The sequence below is a fragment of the Rhodococcus sp. 852002-51564_SCH6189132-a genome (genome assembly GCF_001665495.1).
Taxonomy (GTDB): Bacteria; Actinomycetota; Actinomycetes; order Mycobacteriales; family Mycobacteriaceae; genus Rhodococcus; species Rhodococcus pyridinivorans.
In genome coordinates, this window is the sequence record NZ_LZMJ01000059.1 from 23980 (window position 1) to 48806 (window position 24827).

At 69.8% G+C, this 24827-nt stretch carries 22 protein-coding genes; 5 read left to right on the forward strand and 17 right to left on the reverse strand.

Features of this window, described 5'->3' with window-relative positions; translation table 11 throughout:
• Positions 1-2: 2 nt before the first annotated feature.
• From A5767_RS14145 to rimP, 8 genes are all read right to left on the reverse strand, one after another.
• Positions 3-1319 (reverse strand): MATE family efflux transporter, encoded by a 1317-nt coding sequence (locus A5767_RS14145; protein WP_064852547.1) that lies wholly within the window; start codon positions 1317-1319, stop codon positions 3-5.
• Between the two features lie 125 nt (positions 1320-1444).
• The gene (locus A5767_RS14150; protein ID WP_052227384.1) at positions 1445-2452 is read right to left on the reverse strand and encodes a DHH family phosphoesterase; all 1008 of its coding nucleotides are present in this window, start codon (positions 2450-2452) and stop codon (positions 1445-1447) included.
• A gap of 28 nt (positions 2453-2480) precedes the next feature.
• Positions 2481-2939 carry a 30S ribosome-binding factor RbfA gene (gene rbfA, locus A5767_RS14155; protein ID WP_006551274.1) on the reverse strand — a complete coding sequence of 153 codons (459 nt, stop codon included), beginning with the start codon at positions 2937-2939 and terminating at the stop codon, positions 2481-2483.
• Between the two features lie 53 nt (positions 2940-2992).
• Complete coding sequence (locus A5767_RS14160) at positions 2993-3283, reverse strand: DUF503 domain-containing protein (RefSeq protein ID WP_006551275.1); 291 nt, start codon at positions 3281-3283, stop codon at positions 2993-2995.
• Between the two features lie 124 nt (positions 3284-3407).
• Positions 3408-6299 carry a translation initiation factor IF-2 gene (gene infB, locus A5767_RS14165; RefSeq protein ID WP_442978762.1) on the reverse strand — a complete coding sequence of 964 codons (2892 nt, stop codon included), beginning with the start codon at positions 6297-6299 and terminating at the stop codon, positions 3408-3410.
• 192 nt (positions 6300-6491) lie between these two features.
• A complete protein-coding gene (locus A5767_RS22670) occupies positions 6492-6800 on the reverse strand; it encodes a YlxR family protein (RefSeq protein ID WP_082937703.1) in 309 nt (102 codons plus the stop codon).
• Between the two features lie 44 nt (positions 6801-6844).
• Positions 6845-7873: a transcription termination factor NusA gene (gene nusA / locus A5767_RS14170; protein ID WP_006554228.1), complete on the reverse strand. Its 1029-nt coding sequence runs from the start codon at positions 7871-7873 to the stop codon at positions 6845-6847.
• Positions 7870-8469: a ribosome maturation factor RimP gene (gene rimP, locus A5767_RS14175; RefSeq protein WP_033096519.1), complete on the reverse strand. Its 600-nt coding sequence runs from the start codon at positions 8467-8469 to the stop codon at positions 7870-7872. Before rimP ends, nusA begins: the two co-directional genes overlap by 4 nt.
• 150 nt (positions 8470-8619) lie before the next feature.
• Here rimP and A5767_RS14180 point away from each other — a divergent pair, with 150 nt between their 5' ends.
• Together A5767_RS14180 and A5767_RS14185 are read left to right on the forward strand one after the other, a co-directional pair.
• Entirely contained in the window at positions 8620-9117 is a 498-nt protein-coding gene (locus A5767_RS14180) for a hypothetical protein (RefSeq protein ID WP_006554230.1), read from the forward strand.
• Positions 9114-9557, forward strand: a complete 444-nt coding sequence (locus tag A5767_RS14185; RefSeq protein ID WP_006554231.1) for a ferritin-like domain-containing protein — start codon at positions 9114-9116, stop codon at positions 9555-9557. The genes A5767_RS14180 and A5767_RS14185 overlap by 4 nt, the downstream gene beginning before the upstream one ends.
• A gap of 38 nt (positions 9558-9595) precedes the next feature.
• On the opposite strand, the gene A5767_RS14190 is transcribed toward A5767_RS14185, so the two are convergent.
• Positions 9596-10255 carry an O-methyltransferase gene (locus A5767_RS14190; RefSeq protein WP_064852540.1) on the reverse strand — a complete coding sequence of 220 codons (660 nt, stop codon included), beginning with the start codon at positions 10253-10255 and terminating at the stop codon, positions 9596-9598.
• Between the two features lie 119 nt (positions 10256-10374).
• Complete coding sequence (locus A5767_RS14195; RefSeq protein ID WP_024100656.1) at positions 10375-12108, reverse strand: proline--tRNA ligase; 1734 nt, start codon at positions 12106-12108, stop codon at positions 10375-10377.
• Positions 12109-12161: 53 nt separating this feature from the next.
• Here A5767_RS14195 and yaaA point away from each other — a divergent pair, with 53 nt between their 5' ends.
• Complete coding sequence (gene yaaA, locus A5767_RS14200) at positions 12162-12905, forward strand: peroxide stress protein YaaA (RefSeq protein WP_064852541.1); 744 nt, start codon at positions 12162-12164, stop codon at positions 12903-12905.
• Here yaaA and A5767_RS14205 read toward each other — a convergent pair.
• From A5767_RS14205 to mqo, 4 genes are all read right to left on the reverse strand, one after another.
• Complete coding sequence (locus A5767_RS14205; protein ID WP_064852548.1) at positions 12898-13980, reverse strand: FUSC family protein; 1083 nt, start codon at positions 13978-13980, stop codon at positions 12898-12900. The two genes, yaaA and A5767_RS14205, sit on opposite strands and share 8 nt — an antisense overlap.
• A gap of 91 nt (positions 13981-14071) precedes the next feature.
• On the reverse strand, positions 14072-15493 hold the full coding sequence (locus A5767_RS14210) for an MFS transporter (RefSeq protein WP_228045118.1): 1422 nt from the start codon (positions 15491-15493) through the stop codon (positions 14072-14074).
• A gap of 59 nt (positions 15494-15552) precedes the next feature.
• Positions 15553-16815, reverse strand: a complete 1263-nt coding sequence (cobA, locus tag A5767_RS14215) for a uroporphyrinogen-III C-methyltransferase (protein ID WP_006554239.1) — start codon at positions 16813-16815, stop codon at positions 15553-15555.
• Between the two features lie 96 nt (positions 16816-16911).
• A complete protein-coding gene (gene mqo, locus A5767_RS14220) occupies positions 16912-18438 on the reverse strand; it encodes a malate dehydrogenase (quinone) (RefSeq protein WP_024100652.1) in 1527 nt (508 codons plus the stop codon).
• Positions 18439-18625: 187 nt separating this feature from the next.
• Here mqo and A5767_RS14225 point away from each other — a divergent pair, with 187 nt between their 5' ends.
• Both A5767_RS14225 and mtr read left to right on the forward strand, forming a co-directional pair.
• A complete protein-coding gene (locus tag A5767_RS14225) occupies positions 18626-19696 on the forward strand; it encodes an alpha/beta hydrolase (protein ID WP_064061050.1) in 1071 nt (356 codons plus the stop codon).
• The gene (gene mtr, locus A5767_RS14230; protein ID WP_064852542.1) at positions 19693-21066 is read left to right on the forward strand and encodes a mycothione reductase; all 1374 of its coding nucleotides are present in this window, start codon (positions 19693-19695) and stop codon (positions 21064-21066) included. Before A5767_RS14225 ends, mtr begins: the two co-directional genes overlap by 4 nt.
• A gap of 75 nt (positions 21067-21141) precedes the next feature.
• On the opposite strand, the gene A5767_RS14235 is transcribed toward mtr, so the two are convergent.
• The 3 genes from A5767_RS14235 to A5767_RS14245 all read right to left on the reverse strand — a co-directional run bounded on the left by A5767_RS14235 (position 21142) and on the right by A5767_RS14245 (position 24764).
• Positions 21142-21708, reverse strand: a complete 567-nt coding sequence (locus A5767_RS14235) for an alpha/beta fold hydrolase (RefSeq protein ID WP_064852543.1) — start codon at positions 21706-21708, stop codon at positions 21142-21144.
• Between the two features lie 489 nt (positions 21709-22197).
• Positions 22198-23055, reverse strand: a complete 858-nt coding sequence (map, locus tag A5767_RS14240; RefSeq protein ID WP_006554247.1) for a type I methionyl aminopeptidase — start codon at positions 23053-23055, stop codon at positions 22198-22200.
• A 65-nt stretch (positions 23056-23120) separates the two neighbouring features.
• Positions 23121-24764 carry an AMP-binding protein gene (locus A5767_RS14245; protein WP_006554248.1) on the reverse strand — a complete coding sequence of 548 codons (1644 nt, stop codon included), beginning with the start codon at positions 24762-24764 and terminating at the stop codon, positions 23121-23123.
• Positions 24765-24827 lie beyond the last annotated feature (63 nt).

A 24827-nucleotide genomic window follows, 5' to 3' on the forward strand; every position in this document is an offset into this window, starting at 1 on the left:
CACTAACCTCCCGACTCGTCCTGGATGCGCACCTGCCGGTCCGCGCCCGTCACCGCCCATCGTCCCGAGAGCGTGCGCCACACGACGGCGATCATCCGGAACACGATGAACACCGTAAGCCCCGTCCAGATACCCGCCAGACCCCAGTCGTACGCGAGCGACAACCAGATCAACGGCAGGAAGCCGAACAGCGCCGAGGCCAGCGTCGCGGTGCGCAGGAAGGCGGCGTCCCCCGCACCGAGGAGAACACCGTCGAGTGCGAAGACGATTCCCGCGAGCGGCATGATCGCGACGAAGAACCACCACGCGACGCCGATCTGGTCGAGCACCTCGGTATCGGTGGTGAACAGATCAGGAATCACATCCTTCCCCGCCACGAAGACCACCGCGAGGACGACGGCGAAGACCACCGACCACGCCGACAACCGCCACGCCAGGCGAGTCGCGCCCCGGCGGTCGGCCGCACCGAGCGCGGCGCCGACGAGGGCCTGCGCAGCGATCGCCAGCGAGTCCAGGGTGAGGGTCACGAAGGTCCACAGTTGCAGCACGACCTGATGACCGGCCACCGCGGCCGCACCGAAACGCGACGCCACCGCCGCCGCGGACAGGAAGCAGGCCTGGAATGCGAGGCTGCGCGCGATCAGGTCACGTCCGAGCCGCAACTGTGTCCCGATCACGGCGGGTCGCGGTCGCAGCGGAACCCCGGACCGCAGCAGCGCCACGACGAACAGGACGGCCGTCACGGACTGCCCGATCACGTTGGCGATGGCGGAACCGACGAGTTCCCACCGGGGAGCGCCCAGCAGTCCGTGGACCAGTACCGGGCACAGCACCGCCGACAGGGCGAGGCCGGCGATGACGAATCGCAGCGGCCGCATCGTGTCCTGGACGCCGCGCATCCAACCGTTCCCGGCCAGGCCGACGAGGATCGGGGGAGCCCCGAACAGCGCGACGCGCAGCCACGAGACGGCGGCGTCGGCGATCTCGGCATCGCCGGCGAGCAGCCGCGCGACGGGAGCGGCCAGCGCCTGGCCGACGAGCAGGATCGCAAGTCCGACGATCATCGCGAGCCAGGTCGCCTGCACGCCCTCGCCGACAGCGTCGTCGTGCCGGTCCGCACCGTGGAAACGCGCCGCGCGCGCGGTGGTGCCGTACGACAGGAAGGTGAGCTGGGTGCTCACCTGCGCGAGGATCAACCCGCCGATCGCGAGACCGGCCAGGGGCAGCGCCCCCAGCCGGCCGACGACGGCGATGTCGAACAGCAGGTAGAGCGGTTCGGCCGCGAGCACCCCGAGGGCGGGAAGGACGAGCCCGAGGATCCGCCGTCCGGTGACGTCGGAAGCGCGTGAGCCGCCGGGCGTCTCAGAGGCGCGTGAGCCGCCGGGCGTCTCAGAGGCGCGTGAGCCGCCGGGCGTCTCAGAGGCGGGCGACCCGCCGGACGCAGTCAACCGAGCACGCCGCGCAGGGCGGCGACGATCCGATCGGTGTCGCCGTGGGCGGTGTACCCCGCCGCCAGGCGGTGTCCTCCGCCGCCGAGTGCGGTGGCGACGGCGGACACGTCCACTGAGGTCTTCGCGCGCAGCGAGACGGTCCACTCCTCGGGAGCGACCTCCTTGAACACCGCGGCGACCTCGGCCTCGGCGGTGGTGCGCACGATGTCGATGACGCTCTCGACCTCCTCCGGACCGAGATGCGCGGAGTCGGCGCGCCGGACGAAGGCGTAGACCAGTCCCCTGCCCTGAGCAGCGTCGCGTTCGAGTGTGGCGGTGGCCAGCACCGACGACAGCATCGGCAACCACCCGAAGGGATGGGTGTCGAGCAGGGCCCGCGTGATCGACGTGCCGTCGATACCGGTGGCGAGCAGGCGCTCGGCAAGTCCGTGGGCCTGCGGGCGACCCCAGCGGAACGATCCGGTGTCGGTCACCAGTCCCGCGTACAGGCAGTGCGCGAGTGCGGCGTCGATCTCGACACCCCACACGTCGAAGAGGTCGGCGAGCACCATCGCGGTGGCCTCGGACTCCGGGTCGACGAGGTTGTGGGTGCCGAACCGCGTGTTGGACAGGTGGTGGTCGATCACCAGGACGTTCGGAGCGGTCTTCAGACGGTCGCGCAGGACACCGAGACGGCCCGCGGTACCGCAGTCGACGGTCACCACGAGATCGGCCTCACGGCGTACCTCCGCGACCGGCGTGACCAGGTGTGCGCCCGGCAGCGACCGCATCGAGTCCGGCATGTTCGCGGGCGAACCGAACGCGACCTGCACGGTGACACCGCGTCGCTCGAGCGCCAGCCCGAGGGCCAGCCCGCTGCCGAGGGTGTCGGCGTCGGGGTTGATGTGGCACAGCACCGTCACGGTGGCCGCCGCGTCGAGCAGTGCGGCGGCACCGTGCAGGTCGACGGATCCTGCCGGGCCGGACGGGACGCCGGCATCGTCCCGGTGCGACGGGACCACCGGAGGAGTCGGGTCGGGCACCGGTGCGTTATTCGTCGTCGTCACCGGCGTCGCGCTCACGGGATTCCTTGTAGGGATCGGCATCGCCGGCCGGAACGGCGCCCTCACGGGCGCGTGCGACCTCGTCGTCGGCCGCGCGAGCGCGCGCGAGGAGTTCCTCCATGTGCCGTGCCGTGTCGGGCACGGTGTCGGTGACGAACGTCAGCGTCGGGGTGAACCGCACACCGGTGCCGGCGCCGACCTTCGAGCGGAGCACGCCCTTGGCCTTCTCGAGGCCGGCAGCAGCCGCCTCGTGATCGGGTTCGGTGTTCAGATCCGCGCCCCGGACCGTGTAGTAGACGGTGGCGTCGTGCAGATCCGCGGTGACCTTCGCGTCGGTGATCGTCACGAACTCGAGGCGCGGATCCTTGATCTCGAGGTCGATGGCGGTGGCCACGATGGTGGCAATGCGCTTCGCGAGTCGGCGAGCCCGTGCTGGATCGGCCATGTCGTTCGTTCCCTTCTGTAGCCGCCGGCAGGCGGCCTGTCGTGCGGCCGGGATCAGTCCTCGGGCCCGTACAGCCTGCGTCTGACCGACAGCAGGTCGAGTTCGGGCCGCTGGGCGACCAGCCGCTCACACTTGTCCAGTATCTCTCCGACGTGCGCGAGGTCGGGGGCGACGACCGCCACACCCACCTGCGCCCGGCGGTACAGATCGTGTTCCCCGGTTTCGGCGGCGGACACCCCGAGCCGGCGCAGTTCTGCGACCACCGGACGGATCGCCGATCTCTTCTGCTTGAGCGAATGCACGTCGCCGAGCAGCAGGTCGAGTTCGAGCGCTCCCAGATACATTCGCTTCTCTCCTCGAGGACACTCCGGTCGGCCGTCCGGTCGGCTCCGTGCCGGCCGGGTCGGGCGTCCCGACACACCCGTGGCGGCGAACGACGAATCGTTCACCGCCACGGGTGCGGGTGGATCAGTCGCGCGGCTTCTCGCGCAACTCGTACGCCTCGATCACGTCGCCGACCTTGATGTCGGAGTAGGTGATCGTCAAACCGCACTCGAAGCCCTCGCGGACCTCGGTGACGTCGTCCTTCTCGCGGCGCAGCGACGAGATGGTGACCGTCTCGGCCACGACGTTGTTGTCGCGGATGAGGCGGGCCTTCGCGTTGCGCTTGACGATGCCGGACTGCACGAGGCAACCCGCGATATTGCCGATCTTCGACGACTTGAAGATCGCGCGGATCTCGGCGCGGCCGAGCTCGACCTCCTCGTAGATCGGCTTGAGCATGCCCTTGAGGGCCTTCTCCACCTCGTCGATCGCCTGGTAGATGACCGAGTAGTAGCGGATGTCGACACCTTCGCGGTTCGCGAGCTCGGTGGCCTTGCCCTCGGCGCGGACGTTGAAGCCGATGATCACGGCGTTCGACGCGGCAGCGAGGTTGACGTTGGTCTCGGTGACGCCACCGACACCGCGGTCGATGACCCGCAGGCGCACCTCGTCGTCGATCTCGATACCCATGAGCGCCTCTTCGAGGGCCTCGACGGTACCCGAGTTGTCGCCCTTGAGGATGAGGTTGAGCTCGTTGTGCTCCTTGAGCGCGGCATCGAGATCCTCGAGGCTGATGCGCTTGCGGCTACGTGCTGCGAGCGCGTTGCGCTTGCGGGCATTACGCCGGTCGGCGATCTGACGCGCGATGCGGTCCTCTTCGACGACGACGAGGTTGTCCCCGGCGCCGGGCACCGACGTGAAGCCGACGACCTGGACCGGACGCGAAGGCAGTGCCTCGAGCACGTCCTCGCCGTGCTCGTCGACCATGCGGCGCACGCGGCCGTAGGCGTCGCCGGCGACGATCGAGTCGCCGACCCGCAGGGTGCCGCGCTGGATGAGCACCGTGGCCACCGGACCGCGACCGCGGTCGAGGTGCGCCTCGATGGCGACGCCCTGCGCCTCCATGTCCGGGTTGGCCCGCAGATCGAGCGCTGCGTCGGCGGTGAGCAGCACCGCTTCGAGCAGCTGGTCGATGTTGAGGTTCTGCTTCGCGGAGATGTCGACGAACATGGTGTCGCCGCCGTACTCCTCCGCCACCAGCCCGTACTCGGTGAGCTGCTGACGGATCTTCTGAGGGTTCGCACCCTCCTTGTCGATCTTGTTCACCGCGACCACGATCGGGACATCGGCGGCCTGTGCGTGGTTGATCGCCTCCACCGTCTGCGGCATGACGCCGTCGTCGGCTGCGACCACGAGGATCGCGATGTCCGTCGCCTTCGCGCCGCGGGCACGCATCGCGGTGAACGCCTCGTGACCCGGGGTGTCGATGAAGGTGATCAGGCGATCTTCACCGTTGAGGTGCGTCATCACCTGGTAGGCACCGATGTGCTGGGTGATGCCACCGGCCTCACCCTCGCCGACGTTCTCCTTCCGGATCGTGTCGAGCAGGCGGGTCTTGCCGTGGTCGACGTGACCCATGACGGTGACCACCGGCGGACGCTGCTGGAGGTCTTCCTCGCCGCCCTCGTCCTCGCCGTACTGGATGTCGAACGACTCGAGCAGCTCGCGGTCCTCATCCTCGGGCGAGACGACCTGCACGACGTAGTTCATCTCCGAGCCGAGCAGCTCGAGGATGTCGTCGTTCACCGACTGAGTGGCCGTGACCATCTCACCGAGGTTGAACAGCGCCTGCACCAGGGCCGACGGGTTCGCGTCGATCTTCTCGGCGAAGTCGGACAGCGATGCGCCGCGAGCGAGACGGATGGTCTCGCCGTTGCCACGCGGCAACCGCACGCCGCCGACCGACGGCGCCTGCATCGAATCGTATTCCTGCCGCTTCTGCCGCTTCGACTTACGACCACGACGCGGAGCGCCACCGGGACGACCGAACGCGCCGGCTGCACCGCCGCGACCGCGTCCACCGCCACCGCCACCGGGGCGACCGCGGAAACCACCGGGAGCACCTGCACCTGCAGGTGCGCCGCCACCGGCGCCGCCACCGCGGTAGCCGCCGCCGCCACCACCGGGACGTCCACCGGGAGCTCCGCCCGGACGACCCGGACGACCGGATGCGGCCGGACGCGCAGCACGCTGCGGCATCGCACCCGGGTTGGGACGCGGGGGCATCGAACCCGGGGACGGACGGGGACCGCCCTGTCCGGGCGCGGGGCGGGGGCCGCCCTGTCCGGGAGCCGGACGCGGACCGGCCTGGCCGGGTCCGGGACGCGGGCCACCGGGGCCTGCTGCGGGACGTCCCTGTCCGGGCGTGGGGCGGGGGCCGCCCTGTCCGGGGGTAGGACGCGGTCCGCCCGGGCCGGGGCGCGGGGCACCCGGACGCGGAGCGGGACGCTCGGCCGGAGCCGAGGAGTACGGGTTGTTACCGACGCGCGGGGTCTTCGGACCCGGACGCGGACCGGCCGGCTTGGGGCCGGGCTTGGCCGCGGGAGCCTGCGGCGTCGCGCTGGGAGCCTGAGCAGCCGGGGACTGCGGTGCCGTCTGGGCAGCGGGGGCCTGCGGCGCGGGAGCCGCGGGCTCCTCCGGCGCCGGAGCGGGCTTGGGAGCAGCCGGCTTCGGTGCGCCGGGCTTCGGACGCGCGGTCTCGGCCGCGGGGGCCGGGCTCGCAGGGGTGGGCCGGGGACCCGGCCGGGGGGCACCGGGCTTCGGTGCGGGGTTGGGTGCAGCCTTCGCGGCTGCATCGCCTTCGGTCTTACCGAACGATTCGCGCAGTCGACGCGCGACCGGCGGTTCGACGGTCGACGACGCGGACTTGACGAACTCGCCCTGTTCCTTCAGGCGTGCGAGTAGTTCCTTGCTGGTGACACCGAGTTCTTTCGCCAACTCGTGCACGCGGGCCTTGCCTGCCACTGCTCTCCTCACTGATGAGGTCGAGCGGCCGACTGCCCGCACGACCTCGGGTTATCTCCGATGGACGTTCATCGCTGGTGCTTCACGGTGTGCTCATGAGTGTTCGTGCCTGTTCTTCTCAGAGTGCGATGTCACTGTTGGTATTCCTCGTCGTCGTTCCCACGATCGTCGTACCCGGCCGAGGCCGACTCGATGCGTCCGTGATCACTGTGCCGTGGACCCGACCAGCTGATCCAGCGCTGTGGTGTCCGGATACCCGGTCACGCGCAGTGCCCTGCCGAATGCTCGACGCCGAACCGCCAGGCCCAGACATTCCGGGTTGGGATGCAACCAAGCACCTCGCCCGGGAAGCCTGCGTCGGGGATCGGGAATCACGGCGAAACCTGACGGTTCCTTCTCGCGCGCCACCATCCGGAGCAGTTCGGCAGTCAGCGTTCGCTGCCGACATCCGACACAGGTCCGCACCGTAGTGGCGCGTTCCCCGCCGGTCGAGGACAGGTCATGCTGAACCATCGACCACTGTACCGCTGATTTGCCCGGAATCCCGCATCCCACTCCTACGCGCCTGTCGAGCCGCCGCGCGAATCGTCGTTCCCGGCCGGTGCCGCGTCGCTGCGGATGTCGATCCGCCAGCCGGTCAGCCGGGCCGCGAGCCGGGCGTTCTGCCCTTCCTTGCCGATCGCGAGGGACAACTGGAAGTCGGGAACGACCACCCGGGCGGCGCGCGCGTCGGGGTCGACGACCGTGACCGACACCACCTTCGACGGCGACAGTGCGTTGCCCACGAACTTCGCGGGGTCCTCGTCGTAGTCGATGATGTCGATCTTCTCCTCGCCGAGTTCGCGCATCACGTTGCGCACCCGCTGCCCCATCGGGCCGATGCACGCACCCTTGGCGTTGAGGCCGGGGACGGTCGAGTGCACGGCGATCTTCGAGCGGTGCCCGGCCTCGCGGGCGACGGCGACGATCTCCACCGACTCGTCGGCGATCTCCGGGACCTCGAGGGCGAACAACTTGCGCACCAGATTGGGATGTGTCCGCGACAGGGTGATCTGCGGGCCGCGCTGTCCGCGGGAGACGCCCACGACGTAGCACTTGATGCGGTCGCCGTGCTCGTAGGACTCCCCCGGCACCTGCTCGGCCGGCGGGATCAGTCCCTCGGCGTTGTTCGTCTCGCCGCCGATCTTCACGACGACCATGCCGCGGGCGTTGGCACGCGAGTCGCGCTGCACGACGCCGCTGACGATCTCACCCTCGTGGGTCGCGAACTCACCGAAGCGCTGTTCGTGCTCGGCGTCGCGGATGCGCTGCATGATGACCTGACGCGCGGTGGTCGCCGCGATCCGGCCGAAGTCCTCGGGAGTGTCGTCCCACTCGGCGATCAGGTTGCCGTCGGCGTCGCGCTCCTCGGCGAGGACCTGGATGGCGCCGGTCTTCGTGTCGACCACGACCCGCGCGTGCGGCTGGTGTCCGTCGACGTGCCTGTACGCCGTGAGCAGGGCCGTCTCGAGCGTCGCGATCAGCTCGTCGAACGGGATGTTCTTCTCCGCCTCGAGCATGCGCAGGGCGGCGATCTCGATATTCACTTGTCCACCTTCGTTTCGTTCGTCTCGTCGTGGTCGTCGCTGCCCGTCTCGTCCTCGGGCCCTTCGGCCAGCTCCCCGGCCGCGACCCGGCCGTCCGGAACCCCGCCCGCGAGCTCGAGTTCCCTCGGTGGCGGCGGGGAGAACTCCACCTCGACCACCGCTCTGCGCACCGCCGAGAGCGGGACCGAACGCACGACCGGCCCGGACCGATCGGGCAGGACGAGCCTGATCTCGTCGCCGACGAGCTCGCCGATGCGTGCGACGAGGGTCTCGTCGGCCAGTTCCACCTTCGTCTTGCGACCCTGAGCGCGCCGCCAGTGGCGGGGCTCGGTCAGGGGCCGGCCGATCCCGGGGCTGGTGACCTCCAGGACGTAGGGCGACTCGCCGAAGTCCGAGACTCCGTCGAAGGCCTCGGAGACGATCCTGCTCAGGCGGGCCGCCTCGTCGAGACCGAGACCTGCGTCGCTGTCGACGAGGAGGCGCACCGTACTGTGCTTTCCGGCGGCCGTGACCACCACGTCCTCGAGGTCGTATCCCTCTCTGGCGAGCAGATCGGAGACGAGCTCGACGATCCTCTCCGGGGGCGGCACAGGCATGGCGGGCGGGCTCCTCGTTCAGTTGTGGTCGCAGCGGACAGCGGGCCGGAACGGATGCGTACCGGCAGACATCAAGCCTAACCCGCGTCTCCTGCTGCTGTGACCAGGGCGGCGTCCTTCGTCGGACGACGCGACTGGCAGGATGGTCCGGTGCCGATGCCACTCGACCGTCCCACCGTCTCCCGACGAACCCTCCTGCGATGGTCGTCGGTCGCCGTCGGTGGATTCGGAATCACGACGATCACCGCGTGCGGCGCCTCCGACGAGGATGCCGCCGAACCGGATCCGCTGGCGGGTCAGGCGACCCGCGCCCGCACCGACGCAGCGATCGCGACCGCGCTGGTCGCGCGGGCGCCGGAGCTGTCCGCGCCGCTCACCACGATCGCGGCCGAGCGGACCTCCCACGCCGACGCGCTCGAGGCCGAGATCGCCCGGATGGAGGGCGCCACCACGAGTTTCACTCCCCCGTCGACCACCGTGACCACTCCCACCGGTGAGCTGCCGACCGTCGAGGCGCTCCGTGAGCGGTTGAACCGGTCGCAGCGCGAAGCCGCCGACCTCGCACGCACGCTCTCGGGTTACCGCGCGGGTCTGCTCGCCTCGATCAGCGCGTCCTGCGCCGTGCAGACGGCGGTGATGTTGCCGTGAGCTCACCCGAACTCGGTTCCGAACAGCAGGCCCTCGTCGACGCCCTCGAGGCCGAACACGCGGCGGTCTTCGGATACGGCGTGGTCGCGGCCTTCGCGGATCCCGCCCGCGCGAACGCCGTGGCGGAGGACACCGCAGCGCACCGCGCACGCCGTGATGCAACGATCGAGGCGTTGCGCGCCGCGAGCGTCGAGCCGCCGGTCGCGGCACCCGGTTACACCGTGCCGTTCCCGGTGATCGACGCCGCGTCCGCCGCGCAGCTCGCCGAACAGATAGAGAGCGACACCGCGGTCGCGTGGCGGTCCGTCGTCGAACGGGCACGCAGCGAGGCCACCCGGGCCACGGCCGTGGACGCACTCACCGAGGCGGCCCTGCGGGCGGCGCGGTGGCGGCAGAGCCGCGGAGTCGTGCCGTCGGTGGCCTTCCCCGGTCAACCCTGATCCGGTCGGCCTCGATCCGGTCGACTCCGAAGCACGGGTCACCCGGTCACGACCGCCAGCGCGAAGCCGTCCCAGCCCTTCGATCCGACGGTCTGCAACGCCGTCGCGTCGAGGCGCGGTTCGCGGGCGAGCAGTTCGAGCACGTCCCGCGACGCGCGGACCCGTTCGTCGTCGCTGCCCTGATCGACGATGGCCCCTGCTCGCACCACGTTGTCGACGACGATGACGGTGCCGGGTCGCGACAGCCCGAGCGCCGCGCGCACGTAGTTGCTGTTGTTCTCCTTGTCGGCGTCGATGAACACCAGGTCGAAGGGATCCCCGTCGACCAGGCCCGGCAGCGAGTCCAGGGCGGGGCCGACCCGGATGTCCACACGGTCACCGACGCCGGCGCGGTCGAGATTGGCGCGGGCCACCTCGGCGTGCTTGCGCTCGTATTCGAGGGTGACCACCCGGCCGGACTCCCCGACGGCCCGGGCGAGCCAGATGGTCGAGTATCCGCCGAGGGTGCCGATCTCCAGGACCCGGCGGGCACCCCGGATCCGTGCGAGCAGGTGCAGGAACTTGCCCTGCGGCGCGGACACGTCGATGGGCGGCAGTTCCGCTGCGGCGTTCGCCTCGAGCGCGGAGCTCAGCGCAGGATCGTCGCCGATCAGCACGTCGGTGAGGTAGTTGTCGGTCGCACTCCAGTTGTCGGCCATGCACCTCATTGTGGTTCGGCGCGCAGCGCACCACGGCGACTTCTGCCACATACGCCGGTGCCCCCGCGACGGCAGGTCGCAGGGACACCGGGTTCCGCCTGTATCGGCGAATAAGAGCGTCAGCGGTTGACGATGCGCTGGACGACCTCACCGATCGGCAGTTCGTCGGCCTCGCCGGAGAAACGGTCGCGGACCTCGACCTTGCCGTCGGCGAAGCCGCGGCCGACCACGACGACGAGCGGCATGCCGAGCAGCTCCGAGTCCTTGAACTTCACGCCGGGCGACGCCTTGCGGTCGTCGAGGAGCACCTCGAGGCCGGCGTTCGAGAGTTCCTCGGCGAGGTTCTCGGCGCCTTCGCGGGCCTGCTCGTCCTTGTTGGCGATGACCAGGTGCACATCGAACGGTGCGATCTCCGACGGCCAGCGCAGGCCCTTCTCGTCGTGCTGCTGTTCGGCGACCACCGCGACGAGGCGTGACACGCCGACGCCGTAGGAGCCCATCGTGGGGCGGACGGGCTTGCCGTTCTCGCCGAGGACGTCCACCGCGAAGGCATCGGTGTACTTGCGGCCGAGCTGGAAGACGTGGCCGATCTCGATGCCGCGGGCGGAGAGGAGCGGGCCGGCTCCGTCGGGCGACGGATCGCCGTCGCGCACCTCGGCGGCCTCGATCGTGCCGTCCGGGGTGAAGTCGCGACCTGCGACCAGCCCGAAGACGTGCTTGCCCTGCTCGTCGGCGCCGGTGATCCAGCTGGTGCCGTCGACCACGCGGGGGTCGACGAGGTAGCGGACACCGTTGGCGAGCAGCGCCTTCGGGCCGATGTAGCCCTTGACGAGGAAGGGATTGGCCTCGAAGTCGGCGTCGGTGAGCAACTCGACCTCGGCGGGTTCGAGCGAGGCCTCGAGGCGCTTGTCGTCGACCTCGCGGTCGCCGGGGATGCCGATGCCGAGCAGCTCCCACTCGCCACCGGGCTGCCGGACCTTGACCATGACGTTCTTGAGCGTCTCGGCCGCGGTGACCTCCCGGCCGAGGACCTCCGACGCCGCCGCGACGAGCGAGGCGATCGTCGGGGTGCCGGGGGTATCGTGCACGACCGCCTCGGGCTGTCCGTCGATCGGCAGCGGTTCCGGCGCGAGCGTCTTCACCGCTTCGACGTTCGCCGCGTAGCCGGATTGGAGGCACCGCACGTAGGTGTCCTCACCCGCAGGCGAGTCGGCCAGGAACTCCTCGGAGGCGCTGCCACCCATCGCACCGGAGGTGGCCGAGACGATCACGTACTTCACGCCGAGACGCGCGAAGATGCGCTCGTAGGCGTCGCGGTGAGCCTTGTACGAGTCGGCCAGGCCCTCGTCGGTGAGGTCGAAGCTGTAGGAGTCCTTCATGACGAACTCGCGACCGCGGAGGATGCCGGCGCGGGGGCGCTCCTCGTCGCGGTACTTCGTCTGGATCTGGTAGAGCGTGACCGGGAAGTCCTTGTAGGAGTTGTACTCGCCCTTGACGGTGAGCGCGAAGAGCTCCTCGTGGGTGGGTCCGAGGAGGTAGTCGCCGCCCTTGCGGTCCTTCAGCCGGAACAGGCTGTCGCCGTATTCCGTCCACCGGTTGGTGGCCTCGTAGGGTTCGCGCGGCAGCAGCGCGGGCAGAGCGATCTCCTGCGCTCCGATGGAGTTCATCTCCTCGCGCACCACCCGCTCGATCTGCCGCAGCACCCGCAGCCCCAGAGGCAGCCACGAGTACACACCTGGCGCGATTCGTCGCACGTATCCGGCTCGGACCAGCAGCTTGTGGCTCGCGACCTCGGCGTCGGCCGGGTCGTCTCGGAGGGTGCGGAGGAACAGGTGCGACATGCGGGTGATCACGACCGTGCAGCCTACCGTGGCCACCTTCCGCGACGTCGGTACGGTTACCGGTTGTGCTGGTGCTTCTCCCCCCTTCCGAAACCAAGTCCGACGGCGGCGACTGCGGACCGCTCGATCTCGCCGACCTGTCGATGCCGCAGTTGACGGAGACGCGGGAGATGCTCGTGCAGGCCCTCGTCGACCTCTCCGCCGACCCCGAGGAGTCGAGCCGCGCACTCGGGCTGGGTACAAAGGGCGCCGACGAGATCGAACGCAACGCGAAGTTGTGGGTCTCCCCCACCCGCCCGGCGCTGGAGCGGTACACCGGCGTGCTGTACGACGCGCTCGACGCGGGAGCCTTCACGAAGGCGCAGCGCGACAAGGCCTATCGACGCCTGGGCATCGGGTCGGCGCTGTTCGGCGCGGTCCGGGCTGCGGATCCGATCCCCGCCTACCGCCTCTCCGGAGGGTCGAAACTGCCCGGCTTCGGCACCGTGAAGTCCGTGTGGCGGAACGAGCTCACCGACGCGCTGGTGGCCGAGGCCGGCGGCGACCTCGTGGTCGATCTCCGCTCCGGGGTCTACCAGCAGCTCGGTCCCGTGCTGGGTGCGGTGACCGCAACCGTGCTCACCGAGCAGCCCGACGGCACCCGCAAGGTCGTCAGCCACTTCAACAAGCACCACAAGGGCCTGCTGGCCCGCGCGCTGGTCCTCACCCGCGCGGAGCCGAGCGATATCGGAGCGCTCGCCCGCGTCGCGACGAAGGCGGGACTGAGGGTCGAGGTGGAGTCGCCGACCGAGTTGGTCGTGCTCACCTGACCTCGAGTCCCATCGCCGCGACGATCCGGCGAGCCGTGTGCAGGACGGCGCCGAGTCGCGCGGTCAGGACCAGGTCGTCCGATTCGGTGGCGAACCGTTCGAGGTCGGTGAGATTGCTGCGGCACGTCCCGTCGGGGTCGACCTCCCGGCCCGCCCCCACGGCATCGACCATCTCGGCGAGGGCGTCGAGCATCGCTGCGATCCCCGTCCGCAGGCGGCGACGGTCGGCTTCGGCGACGTCGTCGCCGAGTACGGGGTCCAGAGCGTGCGCGAGTTCCTCGACAGCGCTGGACACCGACGAGAGGTCGTCGAGGGTCCGGTCCCAGCGACGTGCCCATTCCCCGGCCCGTGCAGCGGCGGGGCGTGGATTCATCCGGGCACTCTCGTGCGCCCACCGTGATTCCTCGAAGGCGCGCTGCACGAGGCTGTCGACGCCCCGCGCGCGCTGCACCCAGTCCCGCACCCCCGACGATCCCTCACGGCATCCGGACGCCATGTCCCGCAGCAGGTCGCGCAGCTCACCGGTGAGTTCGCGGGCCTCCTTGCCCGCCGAGTACACCGGTGGGAAGACCAGCGCCGTCACGGCCACGCCGATCGCCGCGCCGATCGCCGTCTCCGCGAGTCGTTCACCGAGCAGGATCGGGCTGTCCGAGGCGCCCGTCGCGATCACCAGCAGCGCGGTGATCGCCACCCAGATGCCACTGGCCCCGAACCGTCGCCAGCGACCCGCGAAGTAGCCGATCGCCACGGCGATGCCGATCGCAACGGTCGTCGACTCCACGAGCCGCGTCACCACGACCGCGACCAGCAGACCCGCAACCACCGCCCCGACCTGCACCACCGCCTGCTGGAGCGAGCGCACGAGTGTCGCCTCGACGAGGAAGACCGCGACGTAGGGCGCGAGGAAGGCCTGCTGGAAGTGGAAGACCTCGGTCACGACGAGCCACGCGACGACCGCGGCGAGCGTGGACCGGAACGCCTGGAGGGCGACGTACCGCTCGTGTCCGGCCTCGCGCACCGCGCGGACCATCCACGATCCGACGAATCTGCCCCGTTCGAGAACACCGACCTGCATGAGTGTCGGGTACCCGGGGTCGTGCGTGGCAGGCGTGAGCAAACTCATCCGCCGCAGCGATCGCTCGTCCGCCACGGTGACGGTCCGACGGTCAGGAGGTCTGCGCGGCCTTCTCGGCCTCCTGCGCCTGCGCGACCTCTTCGGGAGTGAAGCGGATGAACAGCGCCGCGACACCGGCGATCACCGCGCAGACCGCGCAGCCGACGAGCGCGAACATGTATCCCTCGCCCTGGGCGACGAGCTGGGCGTCGGTCATGTCGGCGACGGCTCCGGAGACACCACCGAGCGACATCGTCCGCGAGGTGGCCATCGCACCGATCACCCCGAGGCCGACCGGACCTCCGAGAGTCTGGGCGACCTGCGCGATCGCCGAGAGCGGTCCGATCTCGTGCGGTCCCACCCCGGAGATCGCGCACAGCGGCAGCGGGACCACGGCCAGGCCGACCCCGAAGCCGACAACGAGCACCAGCACGAACAGGGTCGGGAAGTAGCGGACGCTGCCGTCCATGGTCGAGCCGTAGAGCAGGCTGACAGTCATGATCGCCGAGCCGGTGACCACGAGCCAGCGCGGTTCGATCCGCGCGACCAGCTTCGACGACACCGCGGCGGCACCGCCGAGACCGAAGGCGAACGGCACGAAGGCCAGACCCGCGGCGAGCGGGCTGTAGCCGAGGATGTCCTGCACGAACAGGGCGACGAAGGCCGCGAGGCTGAACATCACGGCGCCCGCGAAGAAGATCGCCACGAAGGTCGCGACGCGGTCCTTGTTGCGGAACAGCACGAACGGCAGCAGCGGGTTCTCCGCCCGCCGCTCGACGAGCAGGAACACTCCGAGCAGCACGAAGCCGGCGACGATCGCGCCGATGACCGAGGGGCTCGACCAACCGACTTCGGGACCCTCCGTGAGACCGAAGACCAGGCCGGTGCATCCGAGTGTCGCGAGGATCGCGCCCGGCACGTCGAGCGCGAGGCGTTCGGAGGCGGTCTCACGCAGCGCGATCGCGGCGAGCACGACGATGAGGACGCCGATAGGGACGTTGATGAGGAAGATCCAGCGCCACGAAAGCTGGGTGAGCGCACCCCCGAGGATCAGTCCGGCGATGGACCCGACACCGGTCATGGCCGCGAAGACCGCGATGGCGCGGTTGCGTGCCGGACCTGCGGCGAAGGTCGTCGCGACGAGCGCGAGGGCGGTCGGGGACGCGACCGCGGCGCCGACGCCCTGCAGGGCGCGGGCGCCGATGAGCATCGCCTCGCCGGTCGCCAGACCGCACAGCAGGGACGCCAGGGTGAACAGGCCGACTCCGCCCATGAACGTGCGTTTGCGTCCGTAGCTGTCGCCGAGACGGCCGCCGAGGAGCATCAACCCGCCGAAGGCGAGGGCGTAGGAGGTGAGGACCCAGTTGCGACCCGCATCCGACAGTCCCAGATCACTCTGCAGCGGCGCGAGCGCGAGGTTCGCGACCGTTCCGTCGAGCACGACCATCAACTGGAGGCCGCTGAGGACCAGCATGGCCAGAGCGACCGCGCGGGTGGCCGACGGATGCGAAGTGGCTGACACGTGATCCAACGTTACCCACCGTCCGAGTCGGAGCCGGTCCGCGGATCGAGTCCGAATCCAGCCACCGGCCCGATCACGACGATCGCGGGCGGGCGCACGGCCTCGTCCCGGACACGCTGAGCGACGGTCGACAGATCGGCACGCACCACACGTTGGCTGCTCAGCGTGCCCTCCTGCACGACGACCACGGGGGTGTCGGTGGGACGTCCGCCGGCGATCAGGGCGTCGGCGAACTGCTCGATGCGTTCGACGGCCATGAGCAGGACCAGGGTGCCGCGCAGCTTGGCGAGCGCGTCCCAGTCGGTGAGCGAGTCGGGATGTCCGGGCGCGACGTGGCCGCTGGCCACGACGAATTCGTGGGTGACCCCACGGTGGGTGACGGGGATCCCGGCCGCGGACGGCACGGAGATCGCGCTGGTGATGCCGGGGACGACGGTCACCGGGATGCCGGCCGCGGTGCAGGCCTCGAGCTCCTCGTAACCGCGACCGAAGACGTACGGGTCGCCGCCCTTGAGTCGGACGACGAACTTGCCGGCCTTTGCGCGGTCGATGAGGGTCTCGTTGATGACCTGCTGGGCCATGGCCCGTCCGTACGGGAGCTTCGCCGCGTCGATCACCTCGACGTGCGAGTCGAGTTCCGCGAGCAGTTCCTGCGGGGCGAGATGGTCGGCGACGACCACGTCGGCTCGGGTGAGGAGGCGTCGACCGCGCACGGTGATCAGGTCGGGATCGCCCGGTCCTCCGCCCACTAGGGCGACGCCGACCGGCTTCGGCGCGGTCTCGGCGAACTCGGCGACGGCCGCTCCGGCGAGGGCGTCACGGATCGAGGTGCGCACGGCGGCGGACCGGCGGTGGTCGCCACCGGCGAGGACGCCGACGGTCAGACCCTCGTAGCGGGCCGTGGCGGGGGTGACGGCACTGCCGTGACGGGCGTTGTCCGCGCGGACGCAGAAGATCCTGTTGCGTTCGGCTTCGGCGACGACCGCTGCGTTGGTCTCGGGTTCGTCGGTGCAGGCCATGGCGTACCACGCGCCGTCGAGGTCGCCGTCGCGGTAGTCGCGCAGGTCGAGGGAGATGCGGCCCTTCGTCGCCATGCTCTCGACCACGGGGGTCGCGGCCCGGGCGACCACGTGGACGTCGGCGCCGGACGCGACGAGCAGACCGAGACGCCGCTGCGCGACGCTGCCTCCTCCGACGATCACGACGCGGCGTCCACGGAGATCGAGTCCGACCAGGTAACTGGTCTCGTCCTCAGCGGCAGCGGACACGGGCATCTCCCCATCTCTCGTGTCGGGGCGAATCCGATCGGACCCACCTTCGGGACACCTGTGGCCCGGGCATCGCCCCGGGCCACAGGTGCAGTGATCGGATCAGACCGCGGCGGCCTCTGCGGGTGCCTCGGCCACGGTGTCGGAGACGACGTCGAGCTGCAGCGACTTCGTGCTGTGGTCCCATACCTGGCGGAACAGGTCGGGGTTGTCGGACAGCTTCAGACCGAGCGACGGGACCATTTCGCGGAGCTTGGACTGCCAGCCCGCCCACTGCTGCGGGAAGCAGCGCTCGAGGACGTCGAGCATGGCCGGAACGGCCGTCGAGGCACCCGGCGACGCACCGAGCAGACCGGCGATCGAACCGTCACCCGCGTTGACCACGGCGGTACCGAACTCGAGGACACCGCCCGCACCCTTGCGGCGGATGACCTGCACACGCTGGCCGGCGACGATGAGCTCCCAGTCCTCGAGGCGCGCCTCGGGCACGAACTCGGCGAGGGTGCCGATGCGGTCGGCGGGCGACTGCATGAGCTCACCGACGAGGTACTTGACCAGGCCGAGCTCGGTGACGCCGACGCCGAGCATCGACATCAGGTTGCCGGGCTTGACGGACTTGGGCAGGTCCATGATGCCGCCCTGTTTGAGGAACTTGGGCGACCAGCCGGCGTAGGGACCGAAGAGCAGACCCTGCTTGCCGCCGATGACGCGGGTGTCGAGGTGCGGCACCGACATCGGAGGGGCACCGACCGCGGCCTTGCCGTAGACCTTGGCGCTGTGCTGCGCGATGACCTCGGGATTGGTGCAGCGCAGGAAGGCACCGGAGACGGGGAAGCCACCGAAGCCCTTGATCTCCTTGATGCCCGACTTCTGCAGCAGGTGCAGCGCGCCGCCGCCGGCGCCGACGAAGACGAACTTCGCCTGGACCTTGCGCGACTCGCCGGTGCGGCGGTTGCGGACCTTCACGATCCAGCTGCCATCGGACTGCTTGGACACGTCGGTGACGTCGTGGCCGAAGAAGACGGTGCCGCCGGAGGCCGCGACGTGGTTGATGAGCTGCTTGGTGAGGGCACCGAAGTCGATGTCGGTGCCGGTCTGCGTCCAATTCAGGGCAACCGGGTCGGAGAAGTCGCGGCCCTTGCCCATGAGCGGCAGACGCTCGGTGAAGACCTCGGGGCTCTCGGTGTACTCCATGCCCTCGAAGAGGGGATGGCCGGCAAGGGCGTCGTAGCGGGCACGCAGGTACTTCACGTTCTCGGCGCCGTGTACGAAGCTGACGTGCGGAACCGGATTGATGAAGTTCTTGGGGTCGGACAGAATGCCGTTGTCGACGGCGTACGCCCAGAACTGGCGCGAGACCTGGAACTGCTCGTTGACGTTGACGGCCTTCGCGATGTCGACCGAACCGTCCGGCTTCTCAGGAGTGTAGTTGAGCTCACACAGCGCGGAGTGGCCCGTACCGGCGTTGTTCCAGGGGTCGCTGCTCTCGGCGGCCGCGGCGTCGAGGCGCTCGAACGCGGTGATCGACCAGTCGGGCTGCACCTGACGCAACAACGCACCGAGGGTTGCGCTCATGATGCCCGCGCCCACGAGCACTACATCGGTTTTCGCTACTACGTTCTCTGACACTGGGAAATCGACTTCCTTGTCTGGTTCGCACGCGCCGCCGAAGTACGGAGGTACCGTCTCGCGTGGGTGTCCCGTCAACGCGGCGCGCGAATGCGACCGACAGGTTACCCGCGCGTGGTCCGGCGTTTCATTTCACCTCATTGTGTACCCATGAGCGGTGGTCGGCGAACACACCTAGGGTGTGATAGTGACTACTTGGCGTCCTGACGTCCTCGGAGACGGCTACGAACAGCTCGAACTGCCGCTGGGCACCGACCCCGACGGCGAAGGCGAGATCTCGGCGACCCTGGTGCGCTACCAGCCTCCGTCTACCGATCTCCCCGACCGGGCGGTGCTCTACGTCCACGGCTTCACCGATTACTTCTTCCAGCAGCACCTCGCCGAGCACTTCGCGGCGCGCGGTTACCGCTTCTTCGCGCTGGACCTGCGCAAGTGCGGTCGTTCGCGGGCACCCGGGCACACCCCTCACTTCGTCACCGATCTCTCCCACTACGACGCCGAACTCGACGAGGCGCTGCGCGTGGTGCGCGAGGAGGTCGGTGGCGGTGTGCTGCTGGCGGCCCACTCGACGGGCGGGCTCGTCCTGCCGTTGTGGCTCGACCGTCTCCGTCGCCGGCCCGGCGGGGTTGCCGCGGCGGGCATCGTGGGTCTCGTCCTGAACAGTCCGTGGTTCGACCTGCAGGGACCGTCCTACCTGCGCAATGTCGGCACGGCGGCCGTCGACATCGTCGGCCGCCTCCGCCCGCGCGCGCTCATACCGCTGCCGAAGACCGAGGCCTACGGCCGCAGCCTGCAGTGCGACGGCTGGCGCTACGACCTCGACTGGAAGCCGTTGACCGGGTTCCCCGTCCGCTTCGGCTGGTTACGTGCCGTGCGGCGGGGCCAGGCCGTCCTGCACCGCGGGCTCGACATCGGGGTGCCGTCGCTGATCCTGCGGTCCGGTGCCTCGCGCTTCGCTCCGCGGTACGACGCGAGCGTCGACACCGTCGACGCGGTCCTCGACGTCCGCCAGATAGCCCGATGGGCGGGATGCCTCGGCAACCGCACGACGATCGTGCCGATCGACGGTGCCCGTCACGACGTGTTCCTGTCCACACCCGGTCCCCTGGCGGAGGCCTTCCGGGAATTGGACTTGTGGCTGGAATGGTTGGACGGAGCGGACGAGGCGGACACCTCCGGTTCCCGAACCGAGGCCGACGACTCCGACGACTCCGCCACCGTTTCCGTACTGCACCGACTCACGGGAGAGCACGCGTGACCCACTACGACCTCGCGATCATCGGCACAGGATCGGGGAATTCGATCCTCGACGAGCGGTACGACGGGAAGCGCGTCGCTCTCCTCGAAGAAGGCACCTTCGGGGGCACCTGCCTCAACGTGGGCTGCATCCCCACGAAGATGTACGTCTACGCCGCGGAGGTCGCCCACACGGTCCGCACCGCGGCGAAGTACGGCGTCGACGCGTCGATCGACGGAGTGCGGTGGAACGACATCGTCGACCGGGTCTTCGGTCGCATCGATCCCATCGCTGCGGGCGGCGAGCGCTACCGCCGCGAGGACTGCGCGAACGTCACCGTCTACGACGGTCACGCGCGGTTCGTCGGCGAGCGCCGCATCGACACCGGAACCGGTGAGGTGATCACCGCGGACCAGGTGGTCGTCGCGGCCGGTTCGCGGCCCGCGATCCCGCAGGAGGTACTCGATTCCGGTGTGAGATATCACACGAGCGACGGCATCATGCGGTTGCCTAAACTGCCCGAGTCCCTCGTAATCCTCGGGACGGGTTTCATCGCGATGGAGTTCGCCCACGTCTTCTCGGCGCTCGGCACGCGGGTGTCGGTGATCGCGCGGACCGACCGTCTACTGCGGCACCTCGACGCCGACGTCTCCGAGCGGTTCACGGCGCTCGCCGCGGCCAAGTGGGACGTCCACCTCGCCAATCCGGCCCGGGCGTTCCGTCCGGTCGGCGACGGCGTGGAGGTCGAACTCGCCGACGGCACCGTCGTGAGCGGCGACGCCCTGCTCGTCGCGACAGGTCGGCAGCCCAACGGTGACCTGCTCGACGCCGCGGCGGCCGGCATCGAACTCGATGCGAAGGGCCGGATCGTGGTCGACGAGTTCCAGCGCACGTCCGCGGCGGGTGTGTTCGCCCTCGGCGACGTGTCGTCGCCCTACCAGCTCAAGCACGTGGCCAACCACGAGGCGCGGGTCGTCCAGCACAACCTGTTGCACGACGCGTGGAGCGGCAACACCACGGGTCTGCAGCGGACGGACCACCGCTACGTCCCCTCCGCGGTGTTCACCGATCCGCAGATCGCGTCGGTCGGTCTCACCGAGGCCGAGGCCCGGGAGGTGGGATTCGACATCTCCGTCAAGATCCAGGACTACGGCAACGTCGCCTACGGCTGGGCCATGGAGGACACCGAAGGTTTCTGCAAGCTGATCGCCGATCGGTCGACGGGTCTGCTGCTCGGCGCCCACATCATCGGGGCCCAGGCGTCGACGGTCATCCAGCCCCTCATCCAGGCCATGTCGTTCGGTCTGCCCGCGCGGGAGATGGCGACCGGGCAGTACTGGATCCACCCCGCGCTGCCCGAACTCGTCGAGAACGCCCTGCTGGGTCTCTGAACTTCGGGGTCTCCGAGCACCTTCACCAGCGCCGTGGGGCCTGCTGCCCTCTCCGGGCCGCTGGCCACACGCGTCTCACCAGCTTCCGGTGCGCAGCGCGATCGCGGACGCGAAGTCGGTGGGCGCCTCGGCGGGCACGTTGGCGACCCCGGCGAGTTCGACCACCCGGAACTCTCCCGTCACGTAGCGCATCGATGCGTCCGCTTCGGGTCGACGCGAGGCATCGCCCACGACGATCGTGGTGGGCACCTCCGCGGGCGGCGCCGACGCGTCGCGCACCGTGCCGTCACGATCCGCGACCGCGGGATGGCCGCGGTCGGCGACCACCAGGCTCGCGAAGCGTCCGAAGCGTCCTGCGGCGACGGCCCAGGCCAGCTCGGCTCCCGCGCCGCTGCCCGCCAGATGAACCCAGGGCAGGGCGAGGGCGTCCAGTAGGGCGAACACGTCGGCGGGCGCGAGTCCGTCGATCTTCTCGACCACGATCGTCCGCAGGTCGGACGTGTGCAGCCGCTCGCACACGACGTCGTACACACCTGCGTCCTCCCCCACGTCGGGGAAGAGAAGCACCGTGTAACGACTTTCGGGGCCGCCGATCCGAACCTGCACGTCCCCACCGGGCGTGGTCACCGTCCTCGATTCCATGGGCAAACGCTACATGGCCGCAGTCCGTGCTCCGCCTCTTGCCGTATCGACGACGGGCTGGGGAGTGGACATGCGGAGGTTCGGGATCCTGCGTTTCGTCACCGACAGTTCCGTGGTGCAGTTCCTGGGCTTCTTCGCCACCATGCTCCTGATCGTTGCGCTGTCGATGCTCGTCGGGGCAATCCAGCACCGTTGGCGCGCAACGGGTCTGCTGACGGCCGCCGCGTCCGTCGTCGTGATCGGCGGTCTCGCCGCGACCCTCGTCACGTGGACCCGGTCGTGGTCGTCGCTGTGGTCGTGGATCGTCGACGCGTCGCCGACGACGACCCTGGTGGTGCTCCCCCCTGCTGGTGGCCGCGGTGTGCGTGGGCGCGACCTGACAGGTCGCCCGCAACGCGGCACCCCAGGCCGGCCGCCTTCCGGAACAGGTTCGGCCCCCCCCCCTTGCGGGGGGGGGGCCGAACTCCGTGCTCGCTCAGCGAGCGGAGGTCACGGCAGGGTGAGGATCTCGGCGCCGGTGTCGGTGACGACGATGGTGTGCTCGAACTGCGCGGTCCACTTGCGGTCCTTGGTGACGACCGTCCAGCCGTCGTCCCAGATCTCGTAGTCGGGCGTACCGAGGTTGATCATCGGTTCGATGGTGAACACCATGCCGGGCTCGATGATCGTGTCGATGTCGGGCCGGTCGTAGTGCAGGATCACCAGGCCGTTGTGGAAGGTCTCGCCGATACCATGGCCGGTGAAGTCGCGGACGACGCCGTAGCCGAAGCGGTTGGCGTAGGACTCGATGACCCGGCCGATGACGTTGAGGGCCCGGCCCGGCTTGACCGCCTTGATGCCGCGCATCGTGGCCTCGCGGGTGCGATCGACGAGCAGGCGGACGTCCTCGGAGACGTCGCCGGCCAGGAAGGTGGCGTTGGTGTCGCCGTGGACGCCGTCGATGTAGGCGGTGACGTCGATGTTGACGATGTCGCCGTCCTCGACGACGGTCGAGTCGGGGATGCCATGGCAGATGACCTCGTTGAGCGAGGTGCAGCACGACTTGGTGAAGCCGCGGTAGCCGAGGGTCGACGGGTAGGCGCCGTGGTCGCACATGTACTCGTGCGCGACGCGGTCGATCTCGTCGGTGGTCACGCCCGGCGCGACAACCTTACCGGCCTCGACGAGGGCCTGTGCGGCGATCTTCGACGCGAGTCGCATCTTCTCGATCGTCTCGGGTGTCTGCACCCACGGCTCGTTGCCTTCCTTCGCCGTGGGCTTCCACACGTACTCCGGCCGTTCGATCGATGCGGGCACCTCCCGGACGGGAGTCGGAGTGCCGGGGACGAGCGGAGCGCGGGTAGCCATGACTTCCAGATTAGCCGCCGCGCCCCGCTCCCCCGTCATCCACCGATCGGGCCGTCGTGCGCCGATCAGCCCACAGCGCCCGCCTGGCGCAGCTTGAAGCGCTGGACCTTGCCGCTCGGCGTCTTGGGCAGGTGCGGCACGAAGTGCACCGCGCGCGGGTAGGCGTGGGCGGCGTACTTCTGCTTCACGAGCTTCTGCAGCTCCGCCTCGACCGCGTCGTCGCCCTCGACACCCTCCCGCAGCACCACGAACGCCTCGAGGACCTCCCCCCGCAGTTCGTCCGGCAGACCCACCACGGCGGCCTCGATCACGTCGGGGTGCATCACGAGCACCGACTCGACGTCGAACGGGCCGATGCGGTAACCGGCCATGATGATCACGTCGTCGTCGCGGGACGAGAAGAAGAAGAAGCCGTTCTCGTCGACCTTGCCGGCGTCGCCGGTCAGGTACCAGCGGCCGTCCTCGCTGAACCGGTCGGCGGTCTTCTCGGGTGCGTCGACGTAGCCGGTGAACCACACGAGCGGGCTCGCGTGCACGTCGATCGCGACGCGTCCGACCTCACCGGGCTCGGCGATCTCGTCGCTGTCCTCGCGCAGCACCGCGCAGCTCCAGCCCGGCAGCGGCTTGCCCATCGAACGCGCCGGGGTGTCCTCGCGCAGCTCGTCCGCCCACGCGTCGACGACGAACATGCCGTGTTCGGTCTGTCCGTACTGGTCGCGCACCACGACACCGAGGGTCTCCTTCGACCACTCGAGGACGTCCGGGGTCAGCGGCTCACCGGCCGAGGAGGCACGACGCAGCCGCACCGGCGGGTGCTCGGCGGTGTCGGCCTTGAGGCTGCGGTAGACCGTCGGGGCCGCCGCGAAGTTGGTCACCCCGAAGGTGTCGAGGATCTGCCAGGTGAGCGCGGGCGAGAAACCGGCGTGCAGCAGGAGGCTGCGCCGACCGGCCGCGAGCGGTCCGAGTAGCGCGTAGTAGAGCCCGTACGCCCATCCCGGATCGGCCGCGTTCCAGAAGACGTCGTCCTTGCGCACGTCGAGGCCGAACTCCAGGTAGGCGTGGAAGGACGCCAGCGCCTTCACCGGGACGGGAACACCCTTGGGAGTGCCGGTCGTGCCGGAGGTGAACAGCTGGACCAGGCGCCCCTCGGCGCCGACGGCGACGGCCTCGCCACGCGGGTCGTCGGCCGACTGCGCGGCGACCAGCTCGCCGAAGTCGCGGGCCCCACGCCCGGACGCGTCGGCGTCTCCCTCACCGGCCACGACGACCTGCCACGGCACCTCGGCGGGATGATCCGATCCGGCGGCGAGCTTGCCGGCCTGATCACGATCGGCCACGACCACCTTGGTGCCGCTCGCGTCGAGCCGGAAGGCGATCGCCGGCGGGGCGAAGGCGGTGAAGAGCGGCACGTGCACGGCGCCGCGACGCCAGATACCGAGAACCGCGACCACCAGGTCTGCCGACTTGCCCATGAGCGTCGCGACGTGGTCGCCGGGTTCGACACCGAGATCCGCCAGCGCCGCGGCGAAGCGGATCGACCGTTCGCGGAGCTCACCGTAGGTGAGATCGGTGGAGCTCAGGTCCGCGTCGACGACGGTGAACGCCACCGCGTCGGCGGGATGGTCGTCGCACAGCAGTCGGGCTGCGCAGGCGTCTGCCGTGTCGTACCGCTCGAGCAGTGTCCGCACGCGGCTCGCTGTGTCGCCCATTGTGGTCCTTTCGTCCGTACCGGCCAGGGTGTTCCTGATCTGTGGAGCACACCCGTTCGACGT

Excerpts from the sequence above, each read along its gene's own strand:
- rbfA (WP_006551274.1), bottom strand. The coding sequence starts at position 2,939 with ATGGCCGATCCAGCACGGGCTCGCCGACTCGCGAAGCGCATTGCCACC.
- A5767_RS14160 (WP_006551275.1), bottom strand. The coding sequence starts at position 3,283 with ATGTATCTGGGAGCGCTCGAACTCGACCTGCTGCTCGGCGACGTGCAT.
- A5767_RS22670 (WP_082937703.1), bottom strand. The coding sequence starts at position 6,800 with ATGGTTCAGCATGACCTGTCCTCGACCGGCGGGGAACGCGCCACTACG.
- rimP (WP_033096519.1), bottom strand. The coding sequence starts at position 8,469 with ATGCCTGTGCCGCCCCCGGAGAGGATCGTCGAGCTCGTCTCCGATCTG.
- A5767_RS14190 (WP_064852540.1), bottom strand. The coding sequence starts at position 10,255 with ATGGCCGACAACTGGAGTGCGACCGACAACTACCTCACCGACGTGCTG.
- A5767_RS14205 (WP_064852548.1), bottom strand. The coding sequence starts at position 13,980 with ATGCAGGTCGGTGTTCTCGAACGGGGCAGATTCGTCGGATCGTGGATG.
- A5767_RS14210 (WP_228045118.1), bottom strand. The coding sequence starts at position 15,493 with ATGCTGGTCCTCAGCGGCCTCCAGTTGATGGTCGTGCTCGACGGAACG.
- cobA (WP_006554239.1), bottom strand. The coding sequence starts at position 16,815 with ATGCCCGTGTCCGCTGCCGCTGAGGACGAGACCAGTTACCTGGTCGGA.
- A5767_RS14235 (WP_064852543.1), bottom strand. The coding sequence starts at position 21,708 with ATGGAATCGAGGACGGTGACCACGCCCGGTGGGGACGTGCAGGTTCGG.
- map (WP_006554247.1), bottom strand. The coding sequence starts at position 23,055 with ATGGCTACCCGCGCTCCGCTCGTCCCCGGCACTCCGACTCCCGTCCGG.
- A5767_RS14245 (WP_006554248.1), bottom strand. The coding sequence starts at position 24,764 with ATGGGCGACACAGCGAGCCGCGTGCGGACACTGCTCGAGCGGTACGAC.